Annotated in this window: 13 protein-coding genes; 7 read left to right on the top strand and 6 right to left on the bottom strand. The window is 70.9% G+C overall.

The features are described 5' to 3' along the window. Positions 1–158: 158 nt before the first annotated feature. The 7 genes from gtdA to BM109_RS36535 all read left to right on the top strand — a co-directional run bounded on the left by gtdA (position 159) and on the right by BM109_RS36535 (position 7,702). Positions 159–1,235 (top strand): gentisate 1,2-dioxygenase, encoded by a 1,077-nt coding sequence (gtdA, locus tag BM109_RS36505; protein WP_093354260.1) that lies wholly within the window; start codon positions 159–161, stop codon positions 1,233–1,235. A 63-nt stretch (positions 1,236–1,298) separates the two neighbouring features. After that, positions 1,299–2,003, top strand: coding sequence for a fumarylacetoacetate hydrolase family protein (locus tag BM109_RS36510; protein WP_093354263.1), 705 nt, complete (start codon positions 1,299–1,301; stop codon positions 2,001–2,003). An 11-nt stretch (positions 2,004–2,014) separates the two neighbouring features. Next, positions 2,015–3,268 carry a 3-hydroxybenzoate 6-monooxygenase gene (locus BM109_RS36515; RefSeq protein WP_093354265.1) on the top strand — a complete coding sequence of 418 codons (1,254 nt, stop codon included), beginning with the start codon at positions 2,015–2,017 and terminating at the stop codon, positions 3,266–3,268. A 62-nt stretch (positions 3,269–3,330) separates the two neighbouring features. Continuing rightward, positions 3,331–4,317 carry a Bug family tripartite tricarboxylate transporter substrate binding protein gene (locus BM109_RS36520; RefSeq protein WP_093354268.1) on the top strand — a complete coding sequence of 329 codons (987 nt, stop codon included), beginning with the start codon at positions 3,331–3,333 and terminating at the stop codon, positions 4,315–4,317. A gap of 69 nt (positions 4,318–4,386) precedes the next feature. Beyond that, on the top strand, positions 4,387–5,361 hold the full coding sequence (locus tag BM109_RS36525; protein WP_093354271.1) for a Bug family tripartite tricarboxylate transporter substrate binding protein: 975 nt from the start codon (positions 4,387–4,389) through the stop codon (positions 5,359–5,361). Further along, positions 5,358–6,710, top strand: a complete 1,353-nt coding sequence (locus BM109_RS36530; protein WP_093354273.1) for an FAD-dependent oxidoreductase — start codon at positions 5,358–5,360, stop codon at positions 6,708–6,710. The genes BM109_RS36525 and BM109_RS36530 overlap by 4 nt, the downstream gene beginning before the upstream one ends. 98 nt (positions 6,711–6,808) lie before the next feature. After that, complete coding sequence (locus BM109_RS36535) at positions 6,809–7,702, top strand: acyl-CoA thioesterase (RefSeq protein WP_093354276.1); 894 nt, start codon at positions 6,809–6,811, stop codon at positions 7,700–7,702. Positions 7,703–7,711: 9 nt separating this feature from the next. Here BM109_RS36535 and BM109_RS36540 read toward each other — a convergent pair whose 3' ends face one another. The 6 genes from BM109_RS36540 to BM109_RS36565 all read right to left on the bottom strand — a co-directional run bounded on the left by BM109_RS36540 (position 7,712) and on the right by BM109_RS36565 (position 14,329). Next, the gene (locus BM109_RS36540; protein ID WP_093354278.1) at positions 7,712–8,851 is read right to left on the bottom strand and encodes a porin; all 1,140 of its coding nucleotides are present in this window, start codon (positions 8,849–8,851) and stop codon (positions 7,712–7,714) included. A 154-nt stretch (positions 8,852–9,005) separates the two neighbouring features. After that, entirely contained in the window at positions 9,006–9,869 is an 864-nt protein-coding gene (locus BM109_RS36545) for a fumarylacetoacetate hydrolase family protein (protein ID WP_093354281.1), read from the bottom strand. Position 9,870: 1 nt separating this feature from the next. Beyond that, on the bottom strand, positions 9,871–11,190 hold the full coding sequence (gene fahA, locus BM109_RS36550; protein WP_093354284.1) for a fumarylacetoacetase: 1,320 nt from the start codon (positions 11,188–11,190) through the stop codon (positions 9,871–9,873). Between the two features lie 41 nt (positions 11,191–11,231). Then, on the bottom strand, positions 11,232–12,035 hold the full coding sequence (locus BM109_RS36555; protein ID WP_093354286.1) for a cyclase family protein: 804 nt from the start codon (positions 12,033–12,035) through the stop codon (positions 11,232–11,234). A gap of 35 nt (positions 12,036–12,070) precedes the next feature. Further along, positions 12,071–13,057 carry a Bug family tripartite tricarboxylate transporter substrate binding protein gene (locus tag BM109_RS36560; protein ID WP_177239554.1) on the bottom strand — a complete coding sequence of 329 codons (987 nt, stop codon included), beginning with the start codon at positions 13,055–13,057 and terminating at the stop codon, positions 12,071–12,073. 60 nt (positions 13,058–13,117) lie between these two features. Beyond that, entirely contained in the window at positions 13,118–14,329 is a 1,212-nt protein-coding gene (locus tag BM109_RS36565) for an acyl-CoA dehydrogenase family protein (protein ID WP_093354292.1), read from the bottom strand. Positions 14,330–14,530: the final 201 nt, after the last annotated feature.

Consider the following 14,530-nt stretch of genomic DNA (forward strand, 5'->3'; position numbering starts at 1 on the left):
GGCCCGCGGGCCGCCATTATCGAAAAACAGGATCGGAGCTATCGCCGGTCCCCCATTGCGCCAATAGTAGTGCGGGCGGATGATCCCGTTGATTCGGAAGTTCTAACCAGGCCGGCGCCCGAAGTCGCCGCCGCGCCATGCACCGCGAGAGACACGCCATGAACCCCTCCACCGCCCGCGCCGCGCCCTCCAATGCGCAGGAGCGCCGCGACTACTACGACCGCATCCGTCCGCTGCACCTCACGCCGCTGTGGGAATCGCTGCATGCGCTGGTGCCGCGCGAGCCGCAGACGCCCTGCGTGCCCGCGCTGTGGCGCTACGACGAGATCCGCCCGCTGCTGATGGAGTCGGCCGACCTCATCACCGCCGAGGAGGCCGTGCGCCGCGTGCTGGTGCTCGAGAACCCGGCGCTGCCCGGCAACTCCTCGATCACGCAGTCGATCTATGCCGGGCTGCAGCTGATCATGCCGGGCGAGGTCGCGCCCTCGCATCGCCACGTGCAGTCGGCGCTGCGCTTCATCGTCGACGGCCAGGGTGCCTACACCACCGTGGGCGGCGAGCGCACCACCATGTACCCGGGCGACTTCATCATCACGCCCTCGTGGGCCTGGCACGACCATGGCAACGAGGGCATCGAGGGCGTGGTGGAGCCGGTGGTCTGGCTCGACGGCCTCGACATCCCGATGCTGCGCTTCTTCGACGCCGGCTTCGCCGAGAACGACGACGCCAAGGTGCAGCACGTGGCGCGGCCCGAGGGCCACAGCCTCGCGCGCTTCGGCCACAACATGGTGCCGGTGCGGCACGACCACGCGTCGCAGACCTCGCCGATCTTCAACTACCCCTATGCACGCAGCCGCGAGGCGCTGGCGCAACTGCAGAAGCAGGAAGCGCCCGATGCCTGGCTGGGCCACAAGCTGCGCTACATCAATCCGCTGACCGGCGGCTCGCCGATGCCGACCATCTCAACCAACCTGCAGCTGCTGCCCAAGGGCTTCGCGGGCAAGACGCACCGCGCGACCGACGGCACGGTCTACAGCGTGGTCGAAGGCCATGGCAGCGCCGAGATCGCGGGCCAGCGCTTCGAGTTCGGGCCGCGCGACACCTTCGTCGTGCCTTCGTGGGCGCCGCTCACGCTGCACGCGCCCAACGGCGACTGCGTGCTCTTCAGCTTCTCGGACCGGCCCGTGCAGCAGGCCATGGGGATCCTGCGCGAAGCCTTCCTCGAGAACGCCTGAACCCCGGCCCTTTCGTTTTTTCCTTTCCCTCGACCGTTGCCGCCCCACGCGGCAGGAGCCCTCATGTCCTTCGTCTTCACGCCTCCTTCCATCGTCGGCCTGCCCATCGTCGGCAGCGACAAGCAGTTCCCCGTGCGCCGCGTCTACTGCGTGGGCCGCAACTACGCGGCCCATGCGCGCGAGATGGGCTTCGATCCCGACCGCGAGCCGCCGTTCTTCTTCTGCAAGCCCAACGACGACGCCTCGGTGGTGCCGGTGGCCGAGGGCGCGACCGGCGCCATTCCCTATCCGGCGCTGACCGCCAACTATCACTACGAGGCCGAGCTGGTGGTGGCCATCGGCAAGGGCGGGCGCGACATCCCGGTCGAGCAGGCCGCGAGCCACATCCACGGCTATGCCGTCGGCCTGGACATGACGCGCCGCGACCTGCAGATGAAGATGCGCGAGCAGGGCCGGCCGTGGGAGATCGGCAAGGCCTTCGACTTCTCGGCGCCGATCGCGCCGCTGCGCACGCTGGCCGAGGTGGGCGAGATCAATGCCGGCGAGATCCGCCTCGAGGTCGACGGCGAGGTGCGCCAGAAGAGCGACATCACGCACCTGATCTGGTCGGTCAACGAAGTGATCGCCAACCTGTCGACCCTGTTCGCGCTGCAGCCCGGCGACCTGATCTTCACCGGCACGCCCGAGGGCGTGGGCGCGGTGAAGCCCGGCCAGACGATCAAGGTCAGCATCGAGCGGCTGCCGTCGCTGAGCGTGCGCATCGACTGAGCGAGCCGCGCATGAGCCCGACCCCTTCCCCCACCGTGCTGCTGGTCGGCGGCGGCATCGGCGGCATGGCCGCCGCGCTGGCGCTGGCACGCCTGGGCGTGTCGATCGACCTGCTCGAGCAGAGCGCCGCCATCGGCGAGATCGGCGCCGGCCTGCAGCTCGGCCCCAATGCCTTCGCCGCGCTCGACGCGCTGGGCGTGGGCGAGGCGGTGCGCCGGGGCTCGGTGTTCACCGACCGGCTGGTGATGATGGACGCGGTCGACTGCTCGGAGGTGGCTTCGGTGCCGGTCGGCGAGGCCTTCCGCGCGCGCTTTCGCAACCCCTATGCGGTGAGCCACCGCGCCGACCTGCACGGCGCGATCCACGAGGCCGTGAAGCAGCATCCGCTGATCCGCTTCCACACCTCGGCGCAGGTCGAGACCCTCGACACCCGGGGGCAGGGCGTGGTCGCGGTCACGCGCGACGGCCGGCGCTTCCAGGCCGATGCCATCGTCGGCTGCGACGGCGTGAAGTCGGTGGTGCGCGCCGCGCTGATCGGCGACGCGCCGCGCGTCTCGGGCCACGTGGTCTACCGCGCGGTGGTGCCGGCGGCCGACATGCCGGTGGACCTGCGCTGGAACGCGCCCGTGGTCTGGGCCGGTCCGGACTGCCACCTGGTGCACTACCCGCTGCGCCATGGCGAGCAATACAACCTGGTCGTCACCTTCCACAGCCGCGAGCGCGAGGAATGGGGCGTGACCGACGGCAGCAAGGAAGAGGTGCTGTCGTACTTCGAGGGCGTGCATGCGCGTCCGCGCCAGCTGCTCGACCGCCCGACCTCGTGGCGCCGCTGGAGCACCGCCGACCGCGACCCGGTCGAACGCTGGAGCGAGGGCGCGGCCACGCTGCTGGGCGATGCCGCGCATCCGATGATGCAGTACCTGGCGCAGGGCGCCTGCATGGCGCTCGAGGACGCGGTGACGCTCGGCGAGGCCGTGAAGGCCTGCGACTTCGACCTGCCGGCCGCCTTCCGGCTCTACGAGGCGGCGCGCGTGGCGCGCACGGCCCGCGTGGTGCTGTCGGTGCGCGAGATGGGCCGGCTCTACCATGCCAAGGGCGTGGAGCGCCTGGTGCGCAACAGCCTCTGGCCGGGCCGCACGCCCGAGCGCTTCTACGATGCGGTCGAGTGGCTCTATGCCTGGCGCCCCGAGCGCTGCCTGGACGACGCGCCCGAGGCGCTGCGCCCGGCGGCACGCACCGAGGCCACCGTGCTTTCGCCGCACTGACACCCGACGCCTTCAAGATCCACAACCATCGAGGCCCAAAGGCCCACCGGAGACAAACGACCATGAACTTCCCGCGCGCACTGCTGACCGGCCTTCTCGCCCTGACCTCGCTGGCCATGGCCGGCGGCGCGGCGGCCCAGGCCGGCGACTATCCGAACAAGCCCGTGACGCTGGTCACGCCCTTCGCGGCCGGCAGCGGCCCCGACGCGGTGCTGCGTCTGGTCTCGGACAAGCTCTCGCGGCTGTGGAACCAGCGCGTGCTGATCGACAACCGGCCCGGCGGCGGCGGCTTCATCGCCATCGACCAGGCCCGGCGCGCCGCGCCCGACGGCTACACCCTGCTGCAGCTCGACAGCGAGCACGTGGCCGCGCTGCCGCACCTGTACAAGTCGCGCAACTTCGTGACCTTGCAGCACTTCGACCCGGTGGCCTCGCTGTTCCGCACGCCCTTCTTCGTGGCCGTGGGCAGCGACTCCAAGTGGAAGACCATGGCCGACCTGATCGCCGCCGCCAAGGCCGATCCCGACGCCATCGTCTACGGCTCCTGGGGCGTGGGCAGCCCGGGCCACCTGGGCGCGCAGCAGCTCGAGGCGCTGAGCGGCATCCGCATGCGCCACGCGCCCTACCGCGAGGTCTCGCAGCTGTACTCGAACGTGGGCACCGGCGAGGTGCCGTGGGCCTTCGCGAGCATTCCCTCGAGCCAGGGCATCTACAAGGCCGGCAAGCTGCGCTACATCGCCGTGGCCGCGCCGAAGCGCATTCCGCAGATGCCCGAGGTGCCGACCATGGCCGAGGCCGGCGGCCCGGCCGGGCTGGAGGTCAATTCCTTCGTCTCGCTGCTCGCGCCCAAGGGCGTGCCGGCGGCCATCAAGGCGAAGATCAACGCCGACGTGGCGAAGGTCATCGCCGACCCCGAGATCCGCGCCCGCTTCGACACCTTCGCCTTCGAGCCGCTGGCCTGGTCGCCCGAGGAGATCGAGCGCCAGGCCGAGGCCAAGTCCAAGGTCTACGGCGAGCTGGTGCGCAGGGGCAACATCAGCCTCGAATAGCGGCCCGTGCCTTGCTTGGGGCAGTTAAGCTGCCCGCCTGTTTTGACACTTTTTGACATTTCTTCTTCCATGCAAGCCACCAAGAGAGCCCTCCTGATCGCCTGCGGCCTGGCCGCCGCCACGCTGCCGCTGGCCGCGAGCGCGCAGGCGCCCGCCTGGCCCACCAAGCCCATCCGCCTGCTCGTCGGCTTCCCGGGCGGCTCCACGCCCGACATCGCCGCGCGCACCATCGCCGAGCCGCTGTCGAAGGCGCTGGGCCAGCCGATCGTGGTCGACAACAAGCCCGGCGCCTCGGGCAACATCGCGGCCGACACGGTGGCCAAGGCCAGCGACGACCACACGCTGGGCGTCGTCATCAACGGCAACCTCACGTCGTCGAAGCTGCTCTATCCCAAGTTGCCCTACGACCCGGCCAAGGACTTCACCTACCTCTCGCTGCTCGCGACCGCGCCGCTGGTGCTGGTGGCGCAGAACAACCTGCCCTCGGGCGAAGCCTTCTTCGACGCCGGCCGCAAGGCGGGCAACAAGTGGAACTACGGCTCGGTGGGCATCGGCTCGGTCGGCCACCTGGGCATGGAACTGCTCAAGAGCCGCGTGCCGGGCTTCAACCCCGAGCACGTGCCCTACCAGGGCAATCCGCAGGTCATCACCGGCATGCTCGGCGACCAGATCCAGATGGGCCTGATCCCGCCCGGCGTGGCGATGCCGCAGATCAAGGCCGGCAAGCTCAAGGCCATCGGCCTGACCGCCGGTCGCAGCGCGCTGGTGCCCGAGGTGCCGCCGCTGGCCAATGCCGGCGTGCGCGACTTCAACCTCGAGGTGTGGGTGGCGCTGCTGGGCCCGGCCAACCTCTCGAAGGCCGCGCAGGCGCGCATCGGGCGCGAGCTCGAGGCGGTGATGAAGCAGCCCGAGGTGCGCCAGAAGCTGTTCGAGCAGGGCTGGCAGGCCGTGGGCACCTCGCCCGACGGCATGCGCGCGCGCGTCAACGACGAGGCCGCGATCATGACCAAGATCATCTCGACCAAGGGCATCACTCTCCAATGACGGCTGCAATGACGATGGCCGAGCCGTCGCGTTCGCTGCCGGTCTACGGCAGCTACGACGTGGTGGTGGTCGGCGGCGGTCCGGCCGGCATCGCCGCCGCCGTGAGCGCCGCGCGCCACGGCGCGAACACCCTGCTGGTGGAGCGCTACGGCTTCCTCGGCGGCATGGGCACGGCGGGCGGCGTCACCAACTTCGCGGGCCTGTACGGCAAGCGGCGCGGCCAGATGACGCAGCTGGTGCGCGGCGTGGTCGACGAGCTGGTCGAGCGCATCGTGGCGCTCAACGGCATGAACGATCCGCAGGACGGCATGGGCGGGCGCATCCGCGTGCGCTCGTACGACACCTCGGCCTACAAGCTCGCGGCCGACCAGTTGCTCGAGGCGGCCGGCGTGAAGCTGCTGTTCCATGCGCTCGCGGCCTCGGTGATCCACGACGGCGAGCGCATCGCGGCGCTGGTGGTCGAGACCAAGTCGGGCCGGCAGGCGATCCGCGCCAATGCCTTCGTCGACGCCAGCGGCGATGCCGACGTGGCGGCCTTCGCGGGCGTGCCCTTCGAGGTCGGCGACGGCCACGGAAGCGGCCTGTTCCCGACCACCATGTTCCGCATCGGCCAGGTCGACGCGCCGGCCGCGCTCGAGGCGGTGGGCGAGTTCAAGGCCATCAACGACTTCATGGCGCGCGCCGAGGCGAGCAAGCCGGGCGCCTACCGCTTCCCGCGCGAGGGCGCGATCCTGCGGCCCAACAAGGACCCGCGCGAATGGCGCGCCAACGTCACGCAGATCCGCAATGCCGAGGGCCGCGCGATGAACGGCGTCGACGCGCGCGAACTCACCGAGGGCGAGCTCGAGGGCCGGCGCCAGATCGCCGAGTACTTCCGCTTTCTCAAGGCCGAGGTGCCGGGCTTCGCGCAGTCGGCCATCGTCGAGATCGCGCCGCAGGTCGGCATCCGCGAGACGCGGCGCATCCAGGGCCTGTACGCGCTCGAGCGCGAGGACATCCTGTCGTCGGCGAAGTTCGACGACGCCATCGGCCTCAATGCCTGGCCGATGGAGATGCATGCCGACGGCCGCATCGAGTGGGCCTTCCCGCGCGATGCCGACAACGCCTACAACCACCTGCCCTGGCGCATGCTGGTGCCGCGCACGGTCGCCAACCTGCTGGTGGCCGGCCGCTGCGCCTCGATGACGCACGAGGGCCAGTCGGCCGCGCGCGCCAGCGGCGGCTGCTTCGTGATGGGGCAGGCCGCGGGCACGGCGGCGGCCACGCTCGGCAGCGGCGCGTTCGCCGACGTGGACGTGGCGGCGCTGCAGGCGAAGCTGGCGGCGGACGGGGTCGACCTGGACCGCTGAGGGGCGGCAGGGGACAGAAGGCGCCCGAAGCGCGCGCGACAGCCCCCCGGCCCCATGTTTGCTATCGTTTGCGGCTCTCTTTCGTCCAGCCGCTCCCGATGACCCCCGATACCGCCACCGCCGCCCGCCTCGTCGACGACCTCGTCGCCCTCATGCAGCTCGAACCCCAGGGCGGCGACCGCTTCCTGGCGCAGAGCGAGGACATCGGCACGCCGGCCGTGTTCGGCGGCCAGGTGCTGGGGCAGTCGCTGATGGCGGCCAACCTCACGGTCGGCGCCGATCGGCCCGTGCATTCGATGCACGCCTACTTCCTGCTGCCGGGCGAGCATGCGCCCATCGAGTACAGCGTGGACCGCGTGCGCGACGGCCGCAGCTTCACCACCCGCCACGTGGTGGCGCGCCAGCAGGAGCGCATCATCTTCGAGATGTCGGCCTCGTTCCAGACCGTGGACGACGGCGTCGAGCACCAGATCGACATGCCCGAGGTGGCCGGCCCCGACGGCCTGGTCAGCGAGCTCGACCAGCGCATCGCGCTCGGCGACCGGCTGCCCGAGCCCTGGCGCAGCAAGGCGATCGAGCCGCACGGCATCGAGTACCGCCGCGTCCAGCCCGACGACCTGCTCGCGCCGGTGCCGCGGCCCGCGTCCGACAGCGCCATCTGGATGCGCGCGATCGCGCCGCTGCCCGACGACCCGATGGTGCACCGCGCGCTGCTGGCCTACGCCTCCGACCACGGCCTGCTGCGCGCCGCGATGCTGCCGCACGGCCTGAGCTTCATGACCGGCCAGGTGCGGCCCGCGAGCCTCGATCACGCGATGTGGTTCCACCGCGATTTCCGCTTCGACGACTGGCTGCTCTACGTCCTCGATTCGCCGAGCGCGAGCGGCGCGCGCGGCCTGTGCCGCGGCAGCATCTACACGCGCGACGGCCGGCTGGTGGCCTCGACGGCGCAGGAAGGCATGCTGCGCATCCGGGCGCTGAAGAAGGGCTAGACCCCAGCCTCAGAAGGTGTGGGCGATGCCGAGCTCGAAGCCCGTGGACCGGCCGCCCGCGAAATTGCCCGCGTTGACCGCGGGCCCGCCGGGCAGCGCCATGAACGACTGCCCGCGGTTCTCGATGCGCGCCGCCTGGGTGTAGAGCGTGGTGCGCTTCGACAGCGAATGCGCGTAGCCCACCACCCACATCGAACCGCCGTTGCCGTCGACGGGACCGGCCACGGTGCCGGGCGCGAGCTGGGTCGTGACCGTGCCCGACAGCCGCGTGCGGCCGTGCGAGAGCTGGATCTTGCCGCTAGACACCGGCACCGTCGCGGCCAGCATCCAGTTCGCCTGCCGGCTGCCGGCCGCGCGGAACTGGCGCCAGGTGCCGGCCAGCCGCACGGCGCCGAAGTCCCAGGCCGCGGTGGCGACCGAATCGTCGAGCCGGTTCGTCGGCGTTCCGGCGCGCAGCTGCACGTCCGAGACCGCATGCGCGACCGCCGCGCTGAAGGGCCCGCCGGCGTTGTAGCCGAGCCGGATCAGCCGCAGCCGGGCCGCGCCGGTGGCGACGGTTTCGTTCTCGCGCGGGGCCAGGGCCAGCGTGCCCGAGAAGCCATGGAGGCTGGGGCTGAAGTACTGCAGCATGTTGCGCGCGTAATGCAAGGTGGTGTCGTTCTTCGAGAGCGGGCCGAACACCGAGCGCAGGGGGCCGTTCTGCAGCGTGTCGTAGAGATTGCCCGAGCTGCCCATGCCGATGTTGAGCCAGGGATCGTTCTCCATCCAGGTGACGTAGACCGGATGGAGGTCGTAGCCCAGGCGCAGCGTGCCCCAGCCGCGTTCGAGGATCTCGACGTAGGAGCCACGGTTCCAGAACTGGCCCGGCATGCTGGTCGAGCCCACGTTGCCGGTGTCGACGCCGATCAGGGTCTCGAGCTTGATGCCCACGCGCAGGCCGCCGCCGAGGTCCTCCGAGCCGCGGATGCCGAGGCGGCTGGTGCGGTAGCCGCCACTGGACAGGCTGTCGATCGAGCCGACGCCGCTGTTGCTCACGTGGCGAAAGCCCGCGTCGACGATGCCGTAGAGCGTGAGCGACGACTGCGCCTGGACCTGTGATGCAAGGCCCGCGCACAGGGGCAGCGCGAACCGTAAAGCTCCGAACTTCATGATCTCCTCCTTGGGGTGGCGTGGAATGGGCGACAGCGCTCCGCCCAGGGGCGATGCGCCCCTGGGGTGTTGTTCTTCGCGGCCCGCGGGCCGTGGGTGGGGAAGGCGGCGCCGGTGCGGCGCTAGGGTCCCGGCGTCGGGAAGGCGCGGGCCTTCACTCGGGCGCGGCCTCGGCGGCCACGGGGTTCGACAGCAGGCCCACGCCTTCGATCTCGATCTCGATGCAGTCGCCGGGCTTCATCCACACCGGCGGGTTGCGCGCATAGCCCACGCCCGAAGGCGTGCCCATGGCCACCACGTCGCCGGGCTCGAGCGTCAGCGCCTCGCTCAGCAGCACCAGGGCCTGCGCCACCGTCACCAGCATGTGGTCGGTGCGTTCGCTCTGCATCAGGCCGCCGTTGAGGCGCGATTCGATCCGCAGCCCGCTCGCGCCGGGCGGCAGCGCCGAGGCCGCCACCAGCCAGGGACCGAAGGCGCCGGTGCCGTCGAAGTTCTTGCCGATGGTCCATTGCGCGGTGCGGCGCTGGTAGTCGCGCAGCGTGCCGTCGTTGAAGCAGGCATAGCCGGCCACGGCGTCGAGCGCCTGCGAGGGCGTGAGATGCCGGGCGCGGCGGCCGATGACGACGGCCAGCTCGGCCTCGAAGTCGAGCTTGTCGGACACGCGCGGGCGTATGAGTGGTGCCTCGTGCGCGATCAGCGAGGTGGCGCCGCGCAGGAAGAAGCTCGGGTAGTCGGGCGCGGCATTGCCACCCTCGGCCGCGTGCGCGGCGTAGTTGAGGCCCAGGCAGATCACCTTGCCGGGGCGCGCCACCGGCGTTTCCCAGCGCAGCCGCGCGGGGTCGAGCAGGGTGGCGCGCGACAGCATCGCCGCGCCCGGTCCCGAGGCCACGAGTTCCTGCCAGGCCGTATCGTGCGCGCCGGCCGGAACCTCGGCGCCCAGGCCCCAGAGTTCGCCATGGCGTTCCACCGCCCACTGGAGGACGCCGTCCGCGGGCGTCACGCGTGCATAGCGCGCCATGTCAGAGGCTCCCCGCCGGATGCGCGGCCAGCACCGTGCCGGCTGCTTCGCCGAAACCCACGCGCGCGCGTCCCGGCGCCTCGCACCAGCCGCGCAGGATCACGCGGTCGCCGTCGTGCAGGAAGGCGCGCCGGTCGTCGCTGTTCGCCAGCGCGACCGGTTCGCGACCGCGCCGGCTCAGTTCGATCAGGCTGCCGGCCTCGGGCGCGGTCGGCCCCGAGATCGTGCCGGTGCCCAGCAGGTCCCCCGCGCGCAGGTTGCAGCCGCCCACCGTGTGGTGCGCGATCATCTGGCCGATGCTCCAGTACTGGTGGCGGAAGTTGGTGCGGCTCAGGCGCGAGGCCGGCTGGCCTTCGGGCTGCAGCCAGGCCTCGAGCTCGATGTCGAGCGCGCCCGCGGCGCGATGGCCCGCGGACTCGAGATAGGGCAGCGGCTGCGGATGATCGGCCGGCCGGCGCCAGGGCACGCTGAACGGCGCCAGCGCATCGAGCGTGACGATCCAGGGCGAGAGCGTGGTCGCGAAGTTCTTGGCCTGGAACGGGCCCAGCGGCGTCATCTCCCAGGCCTGCACGTCGCGCGCCGACCAGTCGTTGAGCAGGGTGAGGCCGAACACATGGTCCATCGCATGCGCCAGCGCAACGGGCGTGCCGCGCGCGTTGCCCCGGCCGATGACCACGCCGAGCTCGAGTTCGTAGTCGAGCATCTCGCAAGGCCGCAGCACCGGCGGGTCGTCGCTCGAGGGCCGGGCCTGGCCCCAGGGGCGATGGATGCGCTCGCCGCTCACGCCGAGCGACGAACTGCGGCCGTGGTACGCGATCGGCATCCACTGGAAGTTGGGCGCGAGGCCCACGGGCGGATTGCGCAGGCGGCCGCCGTTCTCGGCATGGTGGATCGAGGTGTAGAAGTCGGTGAAGTCGCCGACGCGGATCGGCAGCGCATGCTCGATGTCCGCGAGCGGAACGAGCGCGGCCTGCAGCGCCGCGGCCTTCGGATGCAGCTCCTGCGCATCGAGCAGGCGCACCAGCGCATGGCGCAGCGCGCGCCATGCGGGCGGGCCGAGCGCGAGCAGCTCGTTGAGCGTGGAGCCGCCCGCGGCGCTCGCGGCTTGGCCGGCGAGACCGTCGAAGCAGCCGCGCGCCTGCGCCTCGGCCAGGCACAGGGCCTGGTCGCCGATCGCGACACCGCCCTGGAACGGGCCGTTGCCGCCCTTGCGGCGGAACACGCCGAACGGCAGGTTCTGCAAGGTGAAGTCGCAGCCGGGCGCATGCGCGGACGCGACGATGCAGCGGCGCGCGGGGTCGTGGGTGAAGTCGAGTGCCATGGAATCCTCGCTGGAGTGGATGGACGGTGCGTGGACGACGATCAGCCCGCGTTCAGGCGCTCGTCGAAGATCGCGACGGCGCGGGTCCAGCCGGCGGAGGCGCTGCGGATCTTGTGCGGGAAGCAGGCGACGTGAAAGCCGTCGGCGGGCAGTGCCTCGAGGTTGTGCAGCTTCTCGAGGTGGCAGTAGCCGATGTCGCGGCCGGCCTTGTGGCCTTCCCAGATCAGGCCCGCGTCGCCGGTGGCCTCGTACTTCTTCGCGGTGTGGACGAAGGGCGCGTCCCAGCTCCAGCCATCGGTGCCCGTGAGCCGGATGCCGCGCTCCAGCAGGTACATGGTGGCTTCGTAGCCCATGCCGCAGCCCGAGCTCACGTAGACCGGATCGCCGTAGAGCGCGCCGGCGCGCGTGTTGATCATCACGATCTCGAGCGGCCGCAGCGCATGGCCGATGCGCGCGAGTTCGGCCTCCACGTCCTGGGGCTGGACCACGTAGCCGTCGGGCAGGTGGCGGAAGTCGAGCTTCACGCCGGGCTGGAAGCACCACTCGAGCGGTACCTCGTCGATGGTGATCGAGGGCCGGGGCTCGCCGAGCGACTTGTCCATCGTGCTGTGGAAGTGATAGGGCGCATCGAGGTGCGTGCCGTTGTGCGTCGACAGCGACACGCGCTCCACGGCCCAGGCCTCGCCGTCGGGCAGGTCTTCCTTCTGCAGCTTGGGAAAGAAGTTCGTGAGCTGGTGGTGCGAGTTCTGGTGGTGGAAGTACTCGATCTTCGGGCCCTTGCCGGGCGGGTCCGAGAGCACGTCGTTCTCGAGGTAGATGGACAGGTCGACGAACTTGCGATGCATGGCGGTCTCCGGGGTGGGGTTCGTGGGGATGGGGTTCATTCGGGCGCGATGCCGGCCGCGGCCAGTGCCTTGGCCCACAGCGGTTCCTGGTCCTTGATGAAGCGGGCGAACTCGTCGGCCGACATCGGCATCGGCTCGCCGCCGAGGCCGCGCAGGAAGCTCGCGGTGTCCTCGCTCGCGAGGATCTGCTGCAGCGTCTCGTGCAACTTGTCGACCACGGCCTTGGGCGTGCCGACCGGCACGACGAAGCCGCTCCAGCCCGTGAACTCGGTGGCGCCGGGCAGCACCTCGCGCAGGGTGGGAACGTCGGGCAGCAGCGCGGAGCGCTGCGCCGAGGTGACCGCCAGCGCCTTGAGCTTGCCGGCGCGGATCTGCGGCAGCACCGCGCCGAGGTCGGTGAACAGCAGCGGCATCTCGCCCGAGAGGGTTTCGACCACCGCCTGCGGGCCGCTCTTGTAGGGCACGGCGACGATGTCGATGGCCGCGGCCTGCTTCACGCTCGCGCCCGCCACCGCGCCGGTGGCATGCGAGTAGGCGTACGACAGCTTGCCCGGGTTGGCGCGGGCGTAGGCCAGCATCTCGGCGAAGCTGCCGAATGCGCTGCCGCGGGAGTTCGTGACGACCGCGGACGGTATCTGGAACAGGCTCGCCACCGGCACCATGTCCTTGCGCGGATCGAAGGGCAGGCGCTTGAACATGTGCAGCGCCGCCACCGTGTTGGTGTTCGAGATCTGCGTGATGGTGTAGCCGTCGGGCGCGGCGCGCAGCCCCTGGGCGAGACCGATGGTGCCGGCCGCGCCGACCACGTTGTCGACCACGAAGGGCTTGCCGAGCGCCAGGCTCATCTTGTGGGCGAGGTGGCGCGTGACCGCGTCCGCCGTGCCGCCGGCCGGGAACGGCAGGATCAGCCGCACGGGCCTGGCCGGATAGGCCTGGGCCCAGCAGCCCAGCGCGGGAAGGCCGAGCGCGAGTGCCGAGAGACTGGCGCGAAGCCAGCCCCGGCGTTGCATCGAAGAAATCATGTCTCCTGCTCCTTGTGATTGCCGGCGCATCGAGGCTGCCGGTCAGGGTTGATCGAAGGTCTAGACGCCCAATCCGGGCATGCCGCTCGGCAGGCCCAGCCGCACCCGGCCATAGGCCGGGCCCGACACGTCCCACTGCAGGCCGAACTGCGCGGCGCCCGCATGCACGTCGCGCCACATGCGCTGGATCGGATCGCTCTCCTGCAGGCCGGCGCCGCCGGTGCCCGCGAACACCAGGTCGACGGCCTGCGTAACGAGGCGCGCGCAGAAGGCCGAGTCGCGGCGCAGGCGCGCGCCGAGGGCGCCGGGGATGGCGGGATGGCTCTCGAGCGAATCCATCGCATCGCACCAGCTGCGCCGCGCGACGAGCTGCGCCGTGTCGAGCAGCGCCTCGACATGGGCGACGCGGTCCTGCACGCCGGGCAGCTCGGCCTGGCTGCGCGCGCCGACCGTGGTCTTGCGCTGCCGCGTGCGTTCGACGTACTCGTTGGCCGCCGCGCGCGCGGCGCCGAGCAGCACCGGCAGCAGCACGAAGCCGCCGACGCCCTGCATGGTCACGCGGAACAGCGGTGCCGCGTGCAGGGCCAGGCCCGGTGCCTGCGCGGCGGCGACCTCGTCGAAGGACAGGCTGCGGTAACCGGGCACGAAGGCCTTGCCGACGGCGACGTCCTTGCTGCCGGTGGCGCGCAGGCCCACCACGTGCCAGGTGTCGAGCACCTCGTAGTCCTCGCGCGGCAGCAGGAAGTAGCGCGGCCGCGGCGGCTCGCCGGGCGCGTCGCTGGCCATGGCGCCGAGCACGCACCAGCCGCAGGGATCGATGCCGCTCGAGAACGGCCACTGCCCCTCGAGCTCGTAGCCGCCGTCGACCTGGCGCGCCGTGCCGCGCGCAAAGATGTAGGAGGAGCCGACCAGCGTGTCGGGCGACGGTCCCCAGACCTCCTGCTGCGCCCGGTCCGGCCAGAGTGCGAGGAACTGGTGGTGATAGGCCAGGTTCGACAGCACCCAGGCGCTCGAGGCACAGCCCTGCGCGACCTCCGCGCAGATGTCGAAGAAATCGGCCGGGTGCAGCTCGGCGCCGCCCACGCGCGCTGGCTGCAGGGCGCGGAACAGGCCCGCGCGATGGAAGTCGGCAATGGTCTCGTCGGGCACGCGGCGCAGCCGCTCGGCCTGCGCGGCGCGTTGCCGCAGCACGGACTGGAGTTCGCGCGCGCGCCGCAGCAGTTCGCTGGCGGCGGTGTCGGATGAAGTGCGGGAGGGAGCCTGTGTTTGCATGGTGGACGCGGCGGGTGGTGAGTCGTTGCGTCCGGATGCTAGTGATAGAACTATCAATTATTGATAGGGTTATCACCATGCGTGCAGGCATCCAACGCATCCTGAATCAATTGTTAATGCCTTGAATGAGGCATCTCGCATGCAGGCGCCTCGAAAGGCGCCAGGATATTTTGGTGATAACCCTATAAAGAAAGAACGAGC

It is taken from the genome of Variovorax sp. PDC80, from assembly GCF_900115375.1.
GTDB lineage: Bacteria > Pseudomonadota > Gammaproteobacteria > Burkholderiales > Burkholderiaceae_C > Variovorax.

What these genes read in the sequence shown, in the direction of transcription:
- BM109_RS36540 (WP_093354278.1), bottom strand. Translation starts at nt 8,851, where the DNA reads ATGAAGTTCGGAGCTTTACGGTTCGCGCTGCCCCTGTGCGCGGGCCTT.
- fahA (WP_093354284.1), bottom strand. Translation starts at nt 11,190, where the DNA reads ATGGCACTCGACTTCACCCACGACCCCGCGCGCCGCTGCATCGTCGCG.
- BM109_RS36535 (WP_093354276.1), top strand. Translation starts at nt 6,809, where the DNA reads ATGACCCCCGATACCGCCACCGCCGCCCGCCTCGTCGACGACCTCGTC.
- BM109_RS36525 (WP_093354271.1), top strand. Translation starts at nt 4,387, where the DNA reads ATGCAAGCCACCAAGAGAGCCCTCCTGATCGCCTGCGGCCTGGCCGCC.
- BM109_RS36545 (WP_093354281.1), bottom strand. Translation starts at nt 9,869, where the DNA reads ATGGCGCGCTATGCACGCGTGACGCCCGCGGACGGCGTCCTCCAGTGG.
- BM109_RS36515 (WP_093354265.1), top strand. Translation starts at nt 2,015, where the DNA reads ATGAGCCCGACCCCTTCCCCCACCGTGCTGCTGGTCGGCGGCGGCATC.
- BM109_RS36560 (WP_177239554.1), bottom strand. Translation starts at nt 13,057, where the DNA reads ATGATTTCTTCGATGCAACGCCGGGGCTGGCTTCGCGCCAGTCTCTCG.
- BM109_RS36520 (WP_093354268.1), top strand. Translation starts at nt 3,331, where the DNA reads ATGAACTTCCCGCGCGCACTGCTGACCGGCCTTCTCGCCCTGACCTCG.
- BM109_RS36565 (WP_093354292.1), bottom strand. Translation starts at nt 14,329, where the DNA reads ATGCAAACACAGGCTCCCTCCCGCACTTCATCCGACACCGCCGCCAGC.
- BM109_RS36510 (WP_093354263.1), top strand. Translation starts at nt 1,299, where the DNA reads ATGTCCTTCGTCTTCACGCCTCCTTCCATCGTCGGCCTGCCCATCGTC.
- BM109_RS36555 (WP_093354286.1), bottom strand. Translation starts at nt 12,035, where the DNA reads ATGCATCGCAAGTTCGTCGACCTGTCCATCTACCTCGAGAACGACGTG.
- BM109_RS36530 (WP_093354273.1), top strand. Translation starts at nt 5,358, where the DNA reads ATGACGGCTGCAATGACGATGGCCGAGCCGTCGCGTTCGCTGCCGGTC.
- gtdA (WP_093354260.1), top strand. Translation starts at nt 159, where the DNA reads ATGAACCCCTCCACCGCCCGCGCCGCGCCCTCCAATGCGCAGGAGCGC.